The sequence below is a fragment of the Robbsia andropogonis genome (assembly GCF_000970345.1).
Taxonomy (GTDB): domain Bacteria; phylum Pseudomonadota; class Gammaproteobacteria; order Burkholderiales; family Burkholderiaceae; genus Robbsia; species Robbsia andropogonis.
The window spans coordinates 13,180-29,362 of the sequence record NZ_LAQU01000028.1; the positions used below are offsets into that span (position 1 = coordinate 13,180).

Sequence of the window (16,183 nt, forward strand, 5' to 3'; positions counted from 1 at the left end):
CGTGTTTGACCACGCCCGCATTTGAACTGCGGCAGCAAAACGATAATCTTATAATCAACACCACGCGAATGAGGCACTGGTGCATACAAATATTCTAAAAGGTTTGCCAGTTATTGGCCGACTCCGCTTCCTGAAACAGTGCTATCGGTTGCCGGGGCTTCGCCACGGTAAGCACTTGCATCGGCCTTTTTACTATCGCATTCGTCGCCTTCGTCGCCTTGCTGATCTTTGGGCTGCCACGCACCGCTTGTTGCTGCATCGCCGTACGTGATTCGATACGGAAGATGGCAACCGCGTCTCGTAGGCTCTGAGCTTGATCCGACATGGCCTGTGCGGCTGCAGACGCCTGTTCGACCAATGCGGCATTTTGCTGCGTCACTTCATCCATCTGATTGACAGCGACATTGACCTGCTCGATACCGGTGCTTTGCTCAGTCGACGCCGAGGCGACTTCGCCGATGATGTCGCTTACGCGTTGCACTGAGCGTACCACTTCACTCATCGTATTACCGGCATCGCTGACCAGCCGCGAACCCGCGGTGACGTGCTCGACAGAGGTGCTGATAAGATCCTTGATCTCCTTGGCGGCCGTGGCGCTACGCTGTGCGAGTGTCCGTACCTCGCCTGCCACCACGGCGAATCCCCGGCCTTGCTCTCCAGCCCGCGCAGCCTCGACCGCGGCATTCAGCGCGAGGATATTCGTCTGGAAGGCGATACCCTCGATTACCGAAATAATTTCGGCTACACGTGTTGAGCTCGCCGAAATGTCCTCCATCGTTGCAACGACTTTCTGAACCGCCTCGCCGCCCGCCGCCGCCGTCTGCGATGCTGCGGCCGCGAGCGTACTGCCTTGACGCGCATTGTCGGTATTTTGCCGAACCGTGGAAGTCAGTTCCTCCATGCTTGCGGCTGTTTCCTCCAGGGAAGCGGCCTGTTCCTCGGTTCGCTGCGAGAGGTCCACATTACCCTGTGCGATTTCCCCCGCTGCTACAGAGATGGACTCTGCTGAGGTCTTGATCCCCGATACGATATCGCTTAGATTTTTACGCATCAATTCGAGGGATGCCATCAGGCTGGACTTATCCCCCTCGGTCAGTTGCACTTTCACGGTGAGATTACCGTCAGCGATTTGGCTGGCGACCTCTTGTGCTGCGGCAGGCTCACCTCCCAACTGCCGCAGAATACCGCGGGTGATGACTACTGCCGCTAGTGTTCCGACTGCCAACGCCAATGCGACCACCGACCACGTTATCAAGCGAATCGTTGCATAGGTGTTGGCGGCGTCTGTCGCCGCTTGATCGTTAAGCTCGCCTTCGAAGTTGGCAAGTTCGTCAAGACGACTAATCCATGCGTTTGACTTAATTCGGGCTTGCTTGAGCATCACGTCTGTCGCACCAACCTTGTCATTGGCCTCGCCGAGTTTGATCGCCTTATCCCATAAAGGCTTGGTTGCAAGCTCATCGTCCTTCAGTTGCGCGTACAGATCACGTTCGCGTTGGGTTGTGCCTACTTCCTGTGCGAAGATCTGCCCCAGTTTTCTGTATGCATCTTGATATGCCAGATCCTGTTTGCCGATTATGGCGACCTGCCTGGACACCTCGTCCGGGTCGCTCAGGAGCGCGACATTACGCAGGGCAATGATACGGTCACGCACTGTTGACTTGAGCGCATTCGCAAGTTTCGCCTCCGCGTTATTGACCCGGGCGATACTATCGAGGCGATTGTAAAGAATTCCTTCCGCATAAAATCCAAGCGCTGAGATGATGATTAGCAGCGTGAGCACTAAGCCGAAACCTAATGCCAGTCGGGCTGAGACGTTCATTTTTTTCATTTAATTGATCCTCATCAGTTCTTTTGGCCCATCTATCACCGTTAAACGGCAAGTAAGTGATAAAGTTGAGAAATATTGTAAAAAATACCCATTGTATTTTTCTATGAAATATTTACCGATCCTGTGATTGCTTGGATAAGCGCGCGATGTCTGTTTGACAAACCGTTTTTGCGCGACGTTTTCGGGAAGTGAGTCACGGATTACGTTTATGAAATGGATGGCTTTGAAAAATTGTGGCGGCATGGCACGGCATCAGATGGGATTGCCACGTTAGCGCGTGTGGATTGAACCGTCGTCCTGGCGCAGGCGTTGCATCCGTCTTTGGTTGCGTCATGATGTTGGGGTGTATTTACGCAAACAGGGCGGGCTCGATCATTTATTACAAGCATGTGGAGCGACGCTACGCCATGGAAAAATGGCAAGTCCCGGGGGGGCAAACGCCAGAAAGTACGAGCGCCTGAGCGTCAGCCTTTGGGTAGGGCGTCGCCGGCCGATCAGAGATGGGGGCGATGGGTGTCGTGTTATAACGTACTGACGAAGGCCATGCTAATGATGGCCATGCTAATGAAGGCCTCGATCCCTGTGGGCGATGCCCGGCATGATGCCCTGGTGATTATTCTGGAGTGGGGAAGTGAAGTAACGCGGCGGTGTTTTACGCCAATCCTCGATCGGATTGGCATTGCCGACCCGAGGCCGGGAAATAGTTCGGTCGAAAACGCGAAAATCCTGCGTGATTTCCACGAATGAAATTGGGAGGGCCTGCCATCCGAATGAAAATCGTTGAAACCGAGGCGGTGATCAACGGAAGCGCCATGTTCCACGCGAATACGCCGTTGCAGAATTGGGTCGCCTGCGGTGGCGCGGTTTTATATCGCGCCGTGACGGGGCTCATGCATTTTTGGCCTGCACCAACCGAATCCGCGTGATCTCGGATGGGGCGGCGAAGCGCACTGGCGGTCCCCAATAGCCGGTGCCGCGGCTGATATACATCCACATCCTGCCGCTGCGAACCAAGCCGGCGGTGAAGGGCTGTTGCACACGAACGGCGAAATTCCAGGGGAAGAATTGTCCGCCATGCGTATGCCCCGATAATTGCACGTCGAAGCCGGCCGCTTCCGCAGCTTTGCCAGAGCGCGGCTGATGCGCCAGGAGAACGCGCAGTGCCGCGTCCGCCGGTGCCCCGGACATCGCCTTGACGGGGTCGCTTTTGTGCTTGCTGCTAAAGTGACTAGCGTTGTAATCGGTCACCCCGCCTAGTACCAGCGACGACTCACCGCGTGTCAAGACGACGTGTTCGTTCATGAGCACTTGGAGGCCGAGGCGACGGAATTCGGTCACCCACGCATCGGCACCGGCGTAGTACTCGTGATTACCTGTTACCAGAAAGACGCCATGCTTGGCTTTCAAGCGCGATAGCGGGGCCGTATGCTTTTTCAAAGCGGCGACGCTCCCGTCGACGATATCGCCTGTAATCGCCACCATATCTGCATCTAGCCCGTTGACGGCGTCGACGATAGGGTCGAGATAGCGCTTGCGGATAGTCGGGCCGACGTGAATATCGCTCAATTGTGCAATGGTGAAGCCGTGCCATGCCGCGGGCAGGTCTTGTATCGGAATCTCGATATCCACCACGGGCGCCCGCCGACGTGCGTTATATACCCCGGTAAGCAACATCAGGAGCGCTAATGCGAGCACGGTCTCCGCGCTGCTACGCACAACCACGGGTATGGGGAGCGCCGTCTGCAGCGTTGTTGCAAATGCGAACGGCGTGGCGGCAATGATCGCGTAGATCAGCAGCAGTACGTCGCGGATCAGTGTCAGCGTCAAAAGGAAAGAGAAAAACCCATTTCCAGTAGGCCGACCCAGGTTGCGAAGGCCCGCAGGCCCCTAGCGCCACCGTCACGCCGGAGCATGCCCAGCGGCACGATAAGGCAGGAAAAAACCAGCCACAGTGCCAACGCCGTATGCACGATCACGTTGCCAGGTAAAGCAGGGATCAGGCGAAAACCCACGTAGGCATGTAGAAAGACGCCAATCGTGATGACACGAACAAAAAAACTACGCATGGAGATTCCGTAGGGCAGCAGAGATGGCGGATAGACAGACGAAAGAAACGCGCGACCTCCTGGCGACGCCGTCTATTATCGCCAAGCAAAAATCGAGGCACCCAACGTCAATGGCTGCGAAGTCATTTTAACGGGGTTTAAAAATTGGTGCCGGAAGGCCGATTACATCGGGTCGCTGCATCTGCGGAATTTTTCCAACGTGTTGGCATTGCTTGTCGACTCTATGCAGATTGAAATGCCTGCTTGCTCCGACGTCCACCTGAGTGCACTTTTCTTGAGCATCAATGCGTGGGCCGGACGCCGATTCCTGCGAATCTTGTATGACGAGCGCCGCTGTGGACATTCGTTCGCGCGATCATTGTCGCTTCGCGGTGGGTGCCGTAAATACGCATCATCTGGTTTCCTGAGACAGTCATAAGCCTAGGATGTGTATCGGCATTCTTTTAGAGGCGTCCTGTGATCAGCACTCACATTGATGGTGGTTTTTCTATTGGCGTGGCAACACGCGACATACCTCCCATTGGACTGTCTGACTTGCCGTCGGACCCTTTAAATTATCTCGTAACGATGCTTCCCATCGTGGATGTCGTCGCGCTAAGCATGACGTGTCACAAGATTTCTCACGTGATTGTTGGCAAGATGTCGCTTTATGCAATTCTGCTCCCACAAATCGCACACGCTCTAACGGAGGACGTGGCCGATGCCAATGTCGTAACGGTTCTCCAGGCAATAGCCACGTTACCCTTGCCGTTGCGCCCTGGTACTTTACGGACGTTTGCTTGCAATTTGCTGGGACCGGGGATCGATTCGTACAGTAGAAGCACGGTGTTACAGGCACATGAAGAGTGGGAGCGCATTATCGCGCAAACGCGGCGGCAAATTAGCGAGGATGCAAGCTTTGCTTATTCGGAGAGATTGCAAGTAGACCTTGATATTGCTGCATTGCGTACTTGCTGCTTTACTGGCATTCCTTCGAAGAACCGGCCGTTTTATCAAGAATTTGTATCCCGGGCGCGAGATATCCCAACCCGATACTGGCCTGAATTGCTGGATGCGTCGGTCGCGACGCATCCCATGCTCTCATGGCTCGATCTGGAAGCGTTTGTCAACGATGCATCGATACGATTTCCTTGCATTTCGGATCGCTCGGCAATCGTATTGGCAAACGCAACGCTGTCATTTCTGGGTCCTCGTACTTACGACGTGTTGCAAACGCATTTCGGGGTAACGGCGGAGCAATGCATGGTATTGCTCTATCCGGTCGAAGCCATGAAGATTGCCGCGCAGCGTAAGGAACTGAACGCGGACTATGCGGCGGTATGGAACTTGTATGGTGACGTGCATCCAGAAGTCGTCATGTTAGCCGAGCAAAGCGATCTGGCGTTGGAGCTGGAGTACTTCTATTGCGCGAAACCGTATTGGCAACCACTCGGATCAATTGGGTCGGCAGAATTTATTTCTGAGCAAGCCGCGGCGCGCTGGCGGGCAATGGCGTCAGCCCTTTTTCAGTCCGTGGAGACGGCTGCCATTACGTCGGTGTGGGGAGGGAACGGTTCGCCAGAACAAAAGTGCCAGTCTTTGATAGACGCTTTTACGAAATTAACGCTCGATATGGAAGATCCCAAGAATGTTCTTTCATGTCTGCACAATGTATGGAGGAGTCCGTTGGGGTATCAACCCGCGTTGCTGGACCGCTGGGCAGCGCTTATTGACCAGGACCAAGACAATACTGCATATACCCACATACTAAAAGCGATTTCCGACTGGCGCGTAGAGATGTGCAATACGTTCCTGTTGCACGAGAAAGAGCCTGTCAACGCCGTGCGGGCCTACGTGGCCGAACTCCGTGCCTGGGTGAACATCTCAGGTAAGCGCGAAGTATGGGGGGCAATCGCAAAATCGCTCACGTTACACATGTTCGAGAGGATGCCGACGAATGCTTGGGGCGCCATGCTGGGCTATCTGGGAGAGTCCGCGATCGTGGATGATCCGTTGGTGGAACCAGAAACATTGGCAATGTGGACTGGCGTGTTTCTAAAGGACCCGGCGGTTTCCTTGCCTTATACAACCTTCAACTTCTTAATGCATCTTTGCAAGGTTGCCGGACCCATTTTCGCGGAACTGCCGGATAAGGCAGACGGTCTGAAGACAAAGTATGACCGATTTTGTGAACGGTTTTCCCTAAACCTTGTGATACGAGAACAGATGAAGCAAGAGGTGTTGATGGGGGTGTCCCGGCGTATTGCATTGACCGCACCGCGATTGAGAATGGAAATCAAGAAAGAGCTCGCCAATGCCGGGTTCTATGACGAGGCATCGTTTGTCCAGGTGCTAGAGCATCAGCGTAACCTGCGCGGTGCCAACCGAATCTCTTAAAGTCACGTCCAACCGGGTGTCTGTCTCTAGCCGTGCTTTTTGCCTGCAGCAACTTATCGATGCTTCCCAGTTCCTGAGACGCATTTGAATGCTCACCATTGAACATAGATGCGGAACGATAGGTGGTTGTAATGCACCCACCGGCAATCGTGCAGGTCAAGCGTGTATCTCATGTGTCGTGACTAGGAGCAGAAAATGGATGTTGGAAATCGTGGCGGTGGACATTTTCCAATTGAATCATACGACACAAGTCAATCGCACCCGGATGCGCTAGCAGGCACATCCGGGAAAACGTCACCGATCAGCGATCCACATGCCCGAACGGTTGTCGGCACGCTGAATGACATCCGCGAAATCCGCCTTGCCTCACGGCCGATATTCCTGAGCGGATTCGCCAGTGAACCAATGCAGTCCCCGGTGGATATGAGCAATAGTGATCGCGACGCATGGCGTACGATAATTGCCGAGACGCGCGAAGCCATTGCAAATGACCCGCGACTGGCACAGGCCCCGGAATGTCTCGCCCATCTCGAAGTTGCCGCATGCTTAACGACTTTTCCCTCTGATCCTGCCGACTACGCGGCTTTTGAGCAAAGACTCTATGGCCGCTTGAAGAGCATCCCGCCGTCCTATTGGCCCGACATATTGGATGCCGCCGCGGCGGACCATCGAGGCTTGAACTGGCAGCTGCTAGAAGACGCGATGGAAAATCCCCCTGTCTATCTTGATCACGTATCAGATCGAACGGCAGTGGCGCTTTTAGGCAATGGGCAGAGGTATATTGATGCCGCTCTTTTCTCGACGCTGGTGGAGCGTTTTGGGATCACTGACCGGCAACGAGATCAATTACTGTTTCCAAGAATGGCGATAAAAATCGCGGCGATGGTGATGGAGGGCCCAGGCTTGAGAGAGACACTTGACGGTCTTGGATTCGTCGATACCAGATTGATCGCATTGATTGAGCGTTGCCTCTGCGAAAGTGCCTACACACGGTTTTTGACCGTTGGTGACGATTGGTCTGCAATGGCAACGCCAGGACGACTAAGCGACCTGAAAACGGTTGATCTTAACGCATGGACCGTGACGATTGACAAATACTTTCGTCAGGTAGAACCTCAGGCCTTTAAATCGCTGGACGAAAGTAGTGCGGCGAAGATGGACCAAGTTTTGATGTTTGCCTATTTCGACATTTGTAATGACATGTCTGAGCCTGGTCATGTTATGTCGCAATTGAGCAATATATCTACAATGCCTTTTTCTGCTCAAGCCATCCTTACGGACCGATGGGCGGCAATGGTCGACCGCAGTACAAACGCCCTACCGGAAAAGCCTTCTTTACTAGAGCAGGTGAGAGTCTGGAGAGAGGATTATGCGGCTGTGTCGTTGAATCGCGGCGACCCTGAAAGTGCCGTCCGGGCGCATGTCGCGGAACTGCGTGCGTGGGCCAATGGTGCCAACCCCGCTGACGTGCCGTCGAAAGCGACCGAGATACTACAGCGTGTTTTTGCGTCGTGTCCTGTTGCATCGCGTGGTGCCATGTTTTCAATGTTGAGCGAATTCGCCGCGGCTGATAAGCCTTTGGTGGACAGCGTCAGCTTTTCGACGTGGACCGCGGAGTATGTAATGGATCCGCAGTCATCCATGCCGTATGCGTCGCCCGCTTTCGCTGCGCATCTCTGCAATGTGGCAGGACAGCATTTTGCCGACCTGCCGGATAAAGCCGATCAGGCGCCCGGCACAAGACGCAAACTCGACTGTTTCTTCGACCGCTTTTCAATCCGTCTGGAGGATCGCGAAGCTTTGGAGCGGACCGTGCTGATCAGTATGGCGTTCGGTATCTCTGTTGACCCTCTATATTTGGAAGGTACGATCAGCAAGATGCTAACCAGCGCGGGCATGAACACGCCCGAAGCTTTCAGCCTCGTTTTGCGTACCGTTCGACATCGGGAGGCGCTCATGTCACAGGGTGAGCTTATTCCCTTTGCCTGAACAAGCCCAAAAAAATAAGGTTATTGGCAGGGCATTAAGAGCGGTATGGCGGACTTGACCGTCATGTTATTCCCGGGCAACATCGACCGTTTTCTCCGGCGCATCATGTCCGCGCGTATTATCGCGCGCTAGCGCCACAGGATCGATCGATGGAAAACTTTACGTTTGCGCTAAAGGGGGAGCATATTGCCCTGAATGACTTGTTGAAGGTCACCGGGGTGACGCCTAGCGGCGGCATTGCAAAGATGCTGATCGCGCAAGGGGACGTTCGCGTGGACGGCACGGTGGAAACGCGCAAGACCTGCAAGATCCGCGCGGGGCAAACCATCGAGGTTGCGGGTCAGGCCAGGATCGTCGTCACGGCGTGAATGGTCAGTCCGGCCAGACCGCCGACGATCGTTCCATTGATCCGGATGAATTGCAGGTCGCTGCCGACACTTCGCTCCACCTCTTGGACCAGTACCGCATCGTCCCACTCGCGGACCGTCTGTGCGATATGGGCGGATACCGTTTCCCGCACGGCTGGGGCAATCGCCGCGACAAACGTCGCGCATTGCGCATTCAGCGCATCGCACCATGCCCGCGACGATAGCAGCGTGTCGCCAAACGTCGCTAATGCGTCGGTCAAACCCACGCGCAATGACGATCCTGACGTGGCCAGTCCCAGCAACAGATGTTCGCGCGCGGACTCCCAGATGCGATCGATATGCGTGGACAGGGCCGGGCTGCGGAGCAAGGCGAGCTTTGCCTCGTCTATCCTGGACAGAAACGCCTCATCGATTTTCAATTTGTCGATAAAGCCTTGCACCGCGGCGTCGAATGCCTGGCGCCGTTCGTGTTCGGGGTTCTCACTGATCTCATGCAGATAGACGTGAAAGCCTCGCACCAACGCGCCTGCCAGCTTGACGCCAACCTCTTCGGTTTTCACGCCGAACAACCCTAATGCACTGATGAGCGTCGGATATTCTTCTCCCGCCACTGCGACAATGCGATTGGCGAAGTACTGCTGGACCGCGGGGTCGTCGAGCCAGAGCGCCGCGCGTTTGATGCCCTCGTCCAACAACGACTGATGGCGGCGGTTCTCGGTGAAAAGGTCAAGCATCTGTCCCACCGCGCCGCTGACGTCGACATCTCGCGCACGCTCCCGTACAAGACCTGCCAGCGCGTCTTTCAGCGGGGTATCGTCGAAAGCGCGGACGAATACGGCAATGCCGTCGGCGAGCTTGTCCGCGGCGAGCCGGGCTTGCTTGGGTTCCCGGAGCCAGTTGGCCAGGGCCGCGGCAGGATCGAGCGCTGGAATCTTCGCCAGTAACGCATCGGTGCCGAGGAATTTATCGCGGACGAATACCGCCAGCGCATCGGCAACGCGGGCCTTGTTGCTTGGCAGGATGGCGGTGTGGGGGATCGGCAGTCCCATCGGACGCCGGAACAACGCGACCACCGCGAACCAGTCCGCAAGTGCGCCGACCATCGATGCCTCGGCAAACGCGCTAAGCCATGCCCATGGACCGGCATCGTGGTGAAATTTGGCCAAGGCGAGTAACGCGGCGGCCACGACCAGCAAGCTGGTGGCCACGCGCTTCATCATTTTCAATTTATGTTCGTTTCCAGGCAGCACTTGCATCAAGATTTTGTATGGATAGGGGATAAGGTGCCTTCCGAGGGGCGAATCGGCCAAGGGGGCGCATGACCCATCACTGTCTACTCGCCTTGCTCGTCTTATTATGCAAAAAACCATTACTTTCTACGTAGAAAGATGATTTTACGATATATAAGGGATATCGATGATGCGACCGTATCGTAAGGGAGTACGTGCTTTTCCACCAGCCTGACCGATGGGCCGGCGGCATTGACTTCCCTCGGTCTGTCAACTTGTCTACGCGTACGTTGGCAGTGTGGAAGAACGGATAATCAACTGCCCTTCGAATGACCGATTGCGCGGTGTCGACAGGCCCATGGCATGTGCGCCGGTGTGTGGCATGCGCTTCTCACGTTGCGCATGGGCCTGACCGTCGAGCCGATCGTTGAGCAGGTAAAGCGCCTGGGCGCCAATATCGAAAGTGGGTTGGCGTAGGGTAGTAATGCCAGGCGTCATTATCGCGGCCCAGTCAGGATCATCGAATGAGGCAAGGCCAAGTCGTCCGAGTGGTGCATCCTCGCCGCGATAAACGACCGGTGCATCCACGCCGGACTGGCCGGTGTCGCGACGGCGTGCCAGTTCGAGCGCCAGTGCCAGCATCACCTGTCCGTTTGCCGTGACCACGGCCGTTCGAGATCGCGTAGCGGACTCGCGCACCACATCAATGACGCCGGCGATGCTGGCTTCATCCCCACGATCCAGTTCGAGCGCGCGGCTGGACATACCGTGGCGGTGCGCTTCAGACAGCACCGCTGCCTCGCGTTCGCGGCGCGTACTGATCGATGACCAGGCCTCGCCGACAAACGCGACCGACTGAAATCCGGACGCCGCTAAATGGGCCAGCAACTGCTTGGACGCGGACAGGTTATCCAGGCCAACGCTGTCGCACGCTATCCCGTCGACCTTGCGATCCATCAAGACGACCGGGATATCGCCTTCGACGACAGTACGTAACGCGGATTCCGGCAGTCCCACCGGGTTCACCAGCAAGCCCTCCGCCCGATAGGTGCGAAGCAGATCGATGTAACGGTTTTCCAGTTCGATCTCATTGCCGGTGTTGCAGATGATTGGCATCAAGCCGCAGCCCCGGCACGCCGCCTCTATACCTTGTATCAACGCCACGGAGAAGGGGTTTTGCAGGTCCGCCAGCAACACACCGATCAAGCGCGTGCGTCCGCGTTTCAATCCCCGCGCCATTTGATTGGGATGATAGTTAAGCGAGGTTATCGCATGTTCGATCCGCTCCCGCAACGAGGGCGACAAGGCTGCGGTTTCGCCATTCAAATAACGGGAGACGCTGGTCTTGCCAACGCCTGCCGATTTGGCCACGTCGCTAATGGTCGGTGCACTCATTGTTTTTTTATCAGTGTTCTAAAACATCTGGATTGGCGGCGACGTTGCAGGCGGGGGCGTCTGTCCCGCGCAGCGGAACGACGCCCCCACGAGCGTTTGTCCCCCATTCCTTCTTTGCCGGTCGGCGCACCCGTGTGCTGGCACGCCGATACGTTCGGCGATGGCATCGTGGTTCTGCTGGAGGATTTACGCTGCCTGATCATGCTCCAGACGGGCCAGTTGCTCAGCAGTGGGCAGTCCCTCGCTGTCACCGACCACCTGCACCTGCAATGCTCCAATGAGTGCACCGCGTAATGCTGCTTCACGTGGCGACTTGCCTGCGGCCAGCGCGCTGATGACGCCCACCGCAAAGCCGTCGCCGGCCCCCACGGTATCCACGACTTCCGTGACCGGTACCGCATCCACGTAGCCGCTTGCGCCGGCGGCCGACGCGTAGAACGCGCCCTTTTCTCCCAGTTTCACGACCACACCGGTGGCACCGCGCTTCAGGTAGAAGTCCGCGATGCCTTCGGGTGTCTTGGCACCGGTCAGCAGTTTGCCTTCGCCGATGCCGGGGAGAATCCAATCCGCGAGATCGGCTAATTGATTCATCGTGTCAATCATGACGTGCTCTGACGGCCAGAGCGATGGTCGTAGATTGGGATCGAATGAAATGGGTTTGCCGGTCTCGCGAAAATGCTTCGCGAGTTTGAAGGCCAGTGCGCGCGATGTTTCCGAGATAGCTGGCGCAATCCCTGTCAGATGTAATGCTTGCGCACGTGCGATGTAAGCGATATCAAAATCCGCTTCACTAAGATGACTCGCGGCCGAACCTTTACGAAAATATTCCGTGATCGGGTCGGCCCCTTGCAGGGCCTTTTCCTTGAGTTGGAATCCTGTACGGTAGCGTTCGTCCACCGTCACGCACGTGCTGTCTATATGTTCCTGTGCCAAGGTCGCCAGAACGTGGCGACCGAAACTGTCCTTGCCCACACGGCTCAGATAGCCGACCCGATAGCCGAGTCGGGACAGGCCGATCGCGACGTTCAGGTCGGCGCCGGCGACGCGGCGCGAGAAGCGCTCGACCAGCGCCAGGTCACCTGGCGTTTCGGCGATGAAAAGTGTCATCGCCTCGCCATACGTCAGAAAATCGATTGGGCCATCGTGTAAGGATTGCGTGGTGTTGGCGGGGCACATGGGAATGAAATGGAATCGGTTCCCAGTTATTGTCGAGGCAGTTGCCGGTTCGCAGTATTCGGGATATCCCTGTATCTGTTTAGATAATGGTTATGGTGCCGCTCGCCTTCAGCGCGTGATGACGTGCTTCGCACTGGTTCGGCGATGGGAAATGGGTGACGCCCGGTCTTTTACCCCGCCACGCGCGCCACGCGCGCGGTCACCGCCGTCATCAGTTCGTAGCCTATCGTGCCACAGGCATTGGCAACGTCATCGATCGGCAATTGCGCGCCCCAGAGCTCCACCGGTGCGCCGACGTTGGCATTCGGGCAGGGGGTGAGATCCACGGTGAGCATGTCCATCGAGACGCGACCTACCACGCGCGTTTTTATGCCGTCGACGACGACCGGGGTGTCCACGGGGGCCGTGCGTGGATAGCCATCGGCATAGCCGCAAGCGACCACGCCGATGCGCATGGTTGCCTGCGCGGTGAACGTGGCGCCATAACCAAGGGTGTCACCTGGGCGCAGAGTCTGAACGGATATCAAGCGGCTTTCCAACGACATTGCCGGTTTCAGCCGGCCGGCGATATCACTCGCCACGCCGCTCGGCGCGGCGCCGTATAACATGACGCCAGGGCGCACCCAGTCTCCGTGCGCGTTCGCATGCCATAACGTGGCGGCCGAGTTGGAGAGCGACCGCTCTCCGGACAGGCCATCGGCGGTTTGCTCAAATACCGTCATCTGCGATGCAATACCTTGTGGACCGTCAGCGGTGGCGAAGTGCGTCATCAACGTGATAGCGCCCACGGCGGGCAGGGCGCGGGCTTGCGTGTACGCGTGGCGATACGCGTCAGGCGTAAAACCAAGGCGGTTCATCCCGCTGTTCATCTTCAAATAGATTGGCAGCGGTCGCGCCGGCTTGCGCTCCGCGAGCATGCGTAGATGATCCGGATGATGAATGGCAGCAGTCAGGCCATGGGCCTCGACAATGTCCCAGTCACGCATCTCGAAGATACCCTCGAGCAGCAGGATCGGTCCCGTCCATCCCAGTTCACGAACGCGCACCGCTTCGTCCAGATCGAGCAGCGCGAAGCCGTCAGCCTGTTTCAGACCCGGATAGGCATGTGCGATATCGTGACCATACGCGTTCGCCTTGACGACGGCCCAGATGCGGCTATGGGGAGCGCAGGCGCGGACGACCGACAGGTTATGGGCAAGAGCGTGCGCGTGAATGCGCGCAAGAATGGGGCGAGGCAAGGCAGGTCTCCGAACCGGTATGGACAGCAATGCAGACAGTCACCGGATCGTAACGAAGTTTGCCCCGCAAAAGTTACTTTTATTCGCCGCAATTTCGCGAATAAGTTCGTCTGCGATCATGCAGACACATACGATGCACAACTTCCGCGCCGGTCGCCCGATGCAGGACAAGCGGCACCGCGATCGTCCCCTTAATCGACATGCTCGAGGTAACCCTCACCTGGCTTGGGAATGCGCAGGGAGAAGAAGATGCCGATAGCCATCATGACGCATACATAGACGTAAAACATGGATTCGTTGCCGCCTTGTTTCATCCACAGGGCAACGTACTCGGCCGAGCCGCCGAATACCGCATTGGCAACGGCATAGGACAGGCCCACGCCCAACGCACGGACTTCTGGCGGGAACACTTCCGCCTTGATCAAACCGCTGATCGACGTGTAGAGGCTCACGATCGCCAACGCGATGACAATCAGGCCGAAGGCGGCCCATGGACTGGTGACATTGCCCAGCGCCGTCAACAATGGATAAGTGCAGACGGTGGCCAGCACGCCGAACGTGAGCATGCAATTCCGTCTGCCGATGCGGTCCGACAGCGCACCGAATACCGGTTGCAGAATCATATAGACGAACAGTGCGCCGGTCATGATCGTGCTGGAGGTCTTCGCTGACATATGCGCGGTGTTGACCAGGTACTTTTGCATATATGTGGTGAACGTATAGAAGATCAGCGAGCCGCCGGCGGTATAGCCCACCACGGTAATGAACACACGGCTGTGTTTCATCAGCGCGGACAACGAGCCTGCATCCTTGCGCTGACGTGTCTCGTCGGACACGGTTTCCGTCAGGGAGCGGCGCAGCAGGAGAGACACGACAGCGGACAACGCACCGATAAAGAATGGGATGCGCCAGCCCCATGCACGCAGCTCCGCATCGCTAAGGATGGCTTGCAAAATAACGATCACCAGCACGGCCAGCAATTGACCGCCGATCAGCGTTACATATTGAAACGAGGCCAGGAAACCGCGTTCTCCCCGGATGGCGACCTCACTCATATAAGTGGCGTTGGTGCCGTACTCGCCGCCCACCGACAGGCCTTGGAACAAGCGTGCTAAAAGTAACAGGAATGGCGCCGCGGCGCCGATCGTGGCATAGGTTGGCAGACAAGCAATCACCAGCGAACCGCCACACATCATGGTGATGGAGACCAGCATGGCGCGGCGACGTCCGAATTTGTCGGCAATGCGACCAAAAAACCAACCGCCGATTGGTCTCATCAGGAAGCCCGCGGCAAATACGCCGGCAGTATTCAATAGCTGCGTGGTGGCATCACCTTTTGGAAAAAACGATGCGGCGAAATAAATGGAGCAGAAGGAATAAACGTAGAAATCGAACCACTCCACCAGATTTCCCGAAGATGCCCCGATGATGGCGAAGATCCGTTGCTTGCGGTCGCGCGGCGCCGCGCGATCAATGTACTGCGTCATTTACTGCCTCCGAGATACGCGGCCTGAGATCACCGCTTATTAACTGGTGTTTTCATGCTGCACTGGACGGCCGGAAAGTAATCCGGATGGTCTGCGGCCCAATGATTATGTTTTTTACGATCCTGCGTCATTTGCGCAGAAATAGCATGAATTACAACGTTGTCGCGGCATGGTAAACCAGCTGAAAGTAATTGGGGAGGCGAAAATGACCGATTAATAATCGGCAAGGGTAAGCCCTGAGTTACAGGCAAATCCAGGTCAGGTAAATCGGGAAAATAAGACAGATCGGCTCAGCGCGGGGCATTGCGCGGCGCCACCGCAATTCAATCATGTGTATGCGCTAGTGAAGGCGGCAGGTGGTTGAGCCACTGCGTTGGTCCGCCTTATCGGGCACGGCGGTTGATGGCGGCAGTCAGAACCGCGACCAGGGCGTCGATATCGGCCGGTTTGGTGAGGAAATGTTGGAATCCTTCGGCAAAACTGCGCAGTCGATGGACCTCGTCGTCGTGACCTGTCAAGGCGATGGCGACGGCAGGCTCCACGCCGTGTCTGATTTCGTGTTCGCGGAGCGACTGGATGAGGTAGAAGCCGTCCATGCCGGGCAAGACGATATCGCAGATGACGGCATCCGGGAGGGCTTCGATGGCGGTGGCGCAACCGTCCTCCGCATCCGCTACGGCAAGCACCGTGGCGCCTAGGTCGGATAGCAATGTCGATAATGCTTCACGCGTGTGTGCGTCGTCCTCGATCAGCACGATCGTGCCGCGATCGAGCGGCCTTGCAGTGTTCATGCTCTTGAATTGCTCCCGCGGCGCGGACAAAATTCGATTATAGCGAGCGCGTCCTTTTGTAGCGCGCCGCGCGTTCGTCTATACGGCGGCACGGCGGCGCCATTGTATGCGTAGCAGCCCCGTCCGGCGGTGAATTGTGCAGCGCGTGCTGATGTTTTCGCGTAACGTCTCAATTTTGTGACAAATTATTTGCGCGCTTGCCAGCATGGCGCGCCGGTCTGTACTGGACCTACGGTC

General features: G+C 56.7%; 11 protein-coding genes and 1 pseudogene. 4 read left to right on the forward strand and 8 right to left on the reverse strand.

Features of this window, described 5'->3' with window-relative positions:
• Positions 1-94: 94 nt before the first annotated feature.
• Positions 95-1,831 carry a methyl-accepting chemotaxis protein gene (locus WM40_RS20260; protein ID WP_046153796.1) on the reverse strand — a complete coding sequence of 579 codons (1,737 nt, stop codon included), beginning with the start codon at positions 1,829-1,831 and terminating at the stop codon, positions 95-97.
• Between the two features lie 549 nt (positions 1,832-2,380).
• Here WM40_RS20260 and WM40_RS20265 point away from each other — a divergent pair.
• The gene (locus WM40_RS20265; protein WP_157685869.1) at positions 2,381-2,578 is read left to right on the forward strand and encodes a hypothetical protein; all 198 of its coding nucleotides are present in this window, start codon (positions 2,381-2,383) and stop codon (positions 2,576-2,578) included.
• A gap of 141 nt (positions 2,579-2,719) precedes the next feature.
• Here the strand turns inward: WM40_RS20265 and WM40_RS20270 are convergent.
• A pseudogene (locus WM40_RS20270) lies at positions 2,720-3,897 on the reverse strand (metallophosphoesterase).
• Positions 3,898-5,139: 1,242 nt separating this feature from the next.
• Here WM40_RS20270 and WM40_RS30285 point away from each other — a divergent pair.
• The 3 genes from WM40_RS30285 to WM40_RS20285 all read left to right on the forward strand — a co-directional run bounded on the left by WM40_RS30285 (position 5,140) and on the right by WM40_RS20285 (position 8,630).
• A complete protein-coding gene (locus WM40_RS30285; RefSeq protein WP_157685870.1) occupies positions 5,140-6,273 on the forward strand; it encodes a hypothetical protein in 1,134 nt (377 codons plus the stop codon).
• 423 nt (positions 6,274-6,696) lie between these two features.
• Entirely contained in the window at positions 6,697-8,262 is a 1,566-nt protein-coding gene (locus WM40_RS20280; RefSeq protein ID WP_157685871.1) for a hypothetical protein, read from the forward strand.
• A 149-nt stretch (positions 8,263-8,411) separates the two neighbouring features.
• Positions 8,412-8,630, forward strand: coding sequence for an RNA-binding S4 domain-containing protein (locus WM40_RS20285; RefSeq protein WP_024903789.1), 219 nt, complete (start codon positions 8,412-8,414; stop codon positions 8,628-8,630).
• Here the strand turns inward: WM40_RS20285 and WM40_RS20290 are convergent.
• The 6 genes from WM40_RS20290 to WM40_RS20315 form a co-directional block, all read right to left on the reverse strand.
• Positions 8,603-9,850, reverse strand: a complete 1,248-nt coding sequence (locus WM40_RS20290; protein ID WP_236693620.1) for a DUF445 domain-containing protein — start codon at positions 9,848-9,850, stop codon at positions 8,603-8,605. The genes WM40_RS20285 and WM40_RS20290 overlap by 28 nt on opposite strands.
• 288 nt (positions 9,851-10,138) lie before the next feature.
• The gene (locus tag WM40_RS20295; RefSeq protein ID WP_024903791.1) at positions 10,139-11,254 is read right to left on the reverse strand and encodes a LacI family DNA-binding transcriptional regulator; all 1,116 of its coding nucleotides are present in this window, start codon (positions 11,252-11,254) and stop codon (positions 10,139-10,141) included.
• A 186-nt stretch (positions 11,255-11,440) separates the two neighbouring features.
• Positions 11,441-12,430: a sugar kinase gene (locus WM40_RS20300; RefSeq protein ID WP_046153801.1), complete on the reverse strand. Its 990-nt coding sequence runs from the start codon at positions 12,428-12,430 to the stop codon at positions 11,441-11,443.
• A 170-nt stretch (positions 12,431-12,600) separates the two neighbouring features.
• Positions 12,601-13,668, reverse strand: coding sequence for an alanine racemase (alr, locus tag WM40_RS20305; RefSeq protein ID WP_024903792.1), 1,068 nt, complete (start codon positions 13,666-13,668; stop codon positions 12,601-12,603).
• A 191-nt stretch (positions 13,669-13,859) separates the two neighbouring features.
• Positions 13,860-15,155: an MFS family transporter gene (locus WM40_RS20310; protein WP_024903793.1), complete on the reverse strand. Its 1,296-nt coding sequence runs from the start codon at positions 15,153-15,155 to the stop codon at positions 13,860-13,862.
• A gap of 383 nt (positions 15,156-15,538) precedes the next feature.
• Complete coding sequence (locus WM40_RS20315) at positions 15,539-15,946, reverse strand: response regulator (protein WP_046153802.1); 408 nt, start codon at positions 15,944-15,946, stop codon at positions 15,539-15,541.
• Positions 15,947-16,183: the final 237 nt, after the last annotated feature.

Bases quoted from the DNA above. Each gene is read 5' to 3' on its own strand.
- WM40_RS20260 (WP_046153796.1), bottom strand. From the start codon at position 1,831: ATGAAAAAAATGAACGTCTCAGCCCGACTGGCATTAGGTTTCGGCTTA.
- WM40_RS20265 (WP_157685869.1), top strand. From the start codon at position 2,381: ATGATGGCCATGCTAATGAAGGCCTCGATCCCTGTGGGCGATGCCCGG.
- WM40_RS30285 (WP_157685870.1), top strand. From the start codon at position 5,140: ATGGTATTGCTCTATCCGGTCGAAGCCATGAAGATTGCCGCGCAGCGT.
- WM40_RS20280 (WP_157685871.1), top strand. From the start codon at position 6,697: ATGAGCAATAGTGATCGCGACGCATGGCGTACGATAATTGCCGAGACG.
- WM40_RS20285 (WP_024903789.1), top strand. From the start codon at position 8,412: ATGGAAAACTTTACGTTTGCGCTAAAGGGGGAGCATATTGCCCTGAAT.
- WM40_RS20290 (WP_236693620.1), bottom strand. From the start codon at position 9,850: ATGATGAAGCGCGTGGCCACCAGCTTGCTGGTCGTGGCCGCCGCGTTA.
- WM40_RS20295 (WP_024903791.1), bottom strand. From the start codon at position 11,254: ATGAGTGCACCGACCATTAGCGACGTGGCCAAATCGGCAGGCGTTGGC.
- WM40_RS20300 (WP_046153801.1), bottom strand. From the start codon at position 12,430: ATGTGCCCCGCCAACACCACGCAATCCTTACACGATGGCCCAATCGAT.
- WM40_RS20310 (WP_024903793.1), bottom strand. From the start codon at position 15,155: ATGACGCAGTACATTGATCGCGCGGCGCCGCGCGACCGCAAGCAACGG.
- WM40_RS20315 (WP_046153802.1), bottom strand. From the start codon at position 15,946: ATGAACACTGCAAGGCCGCTCGATCGCGGCACGATCGTGCTGATCGAG.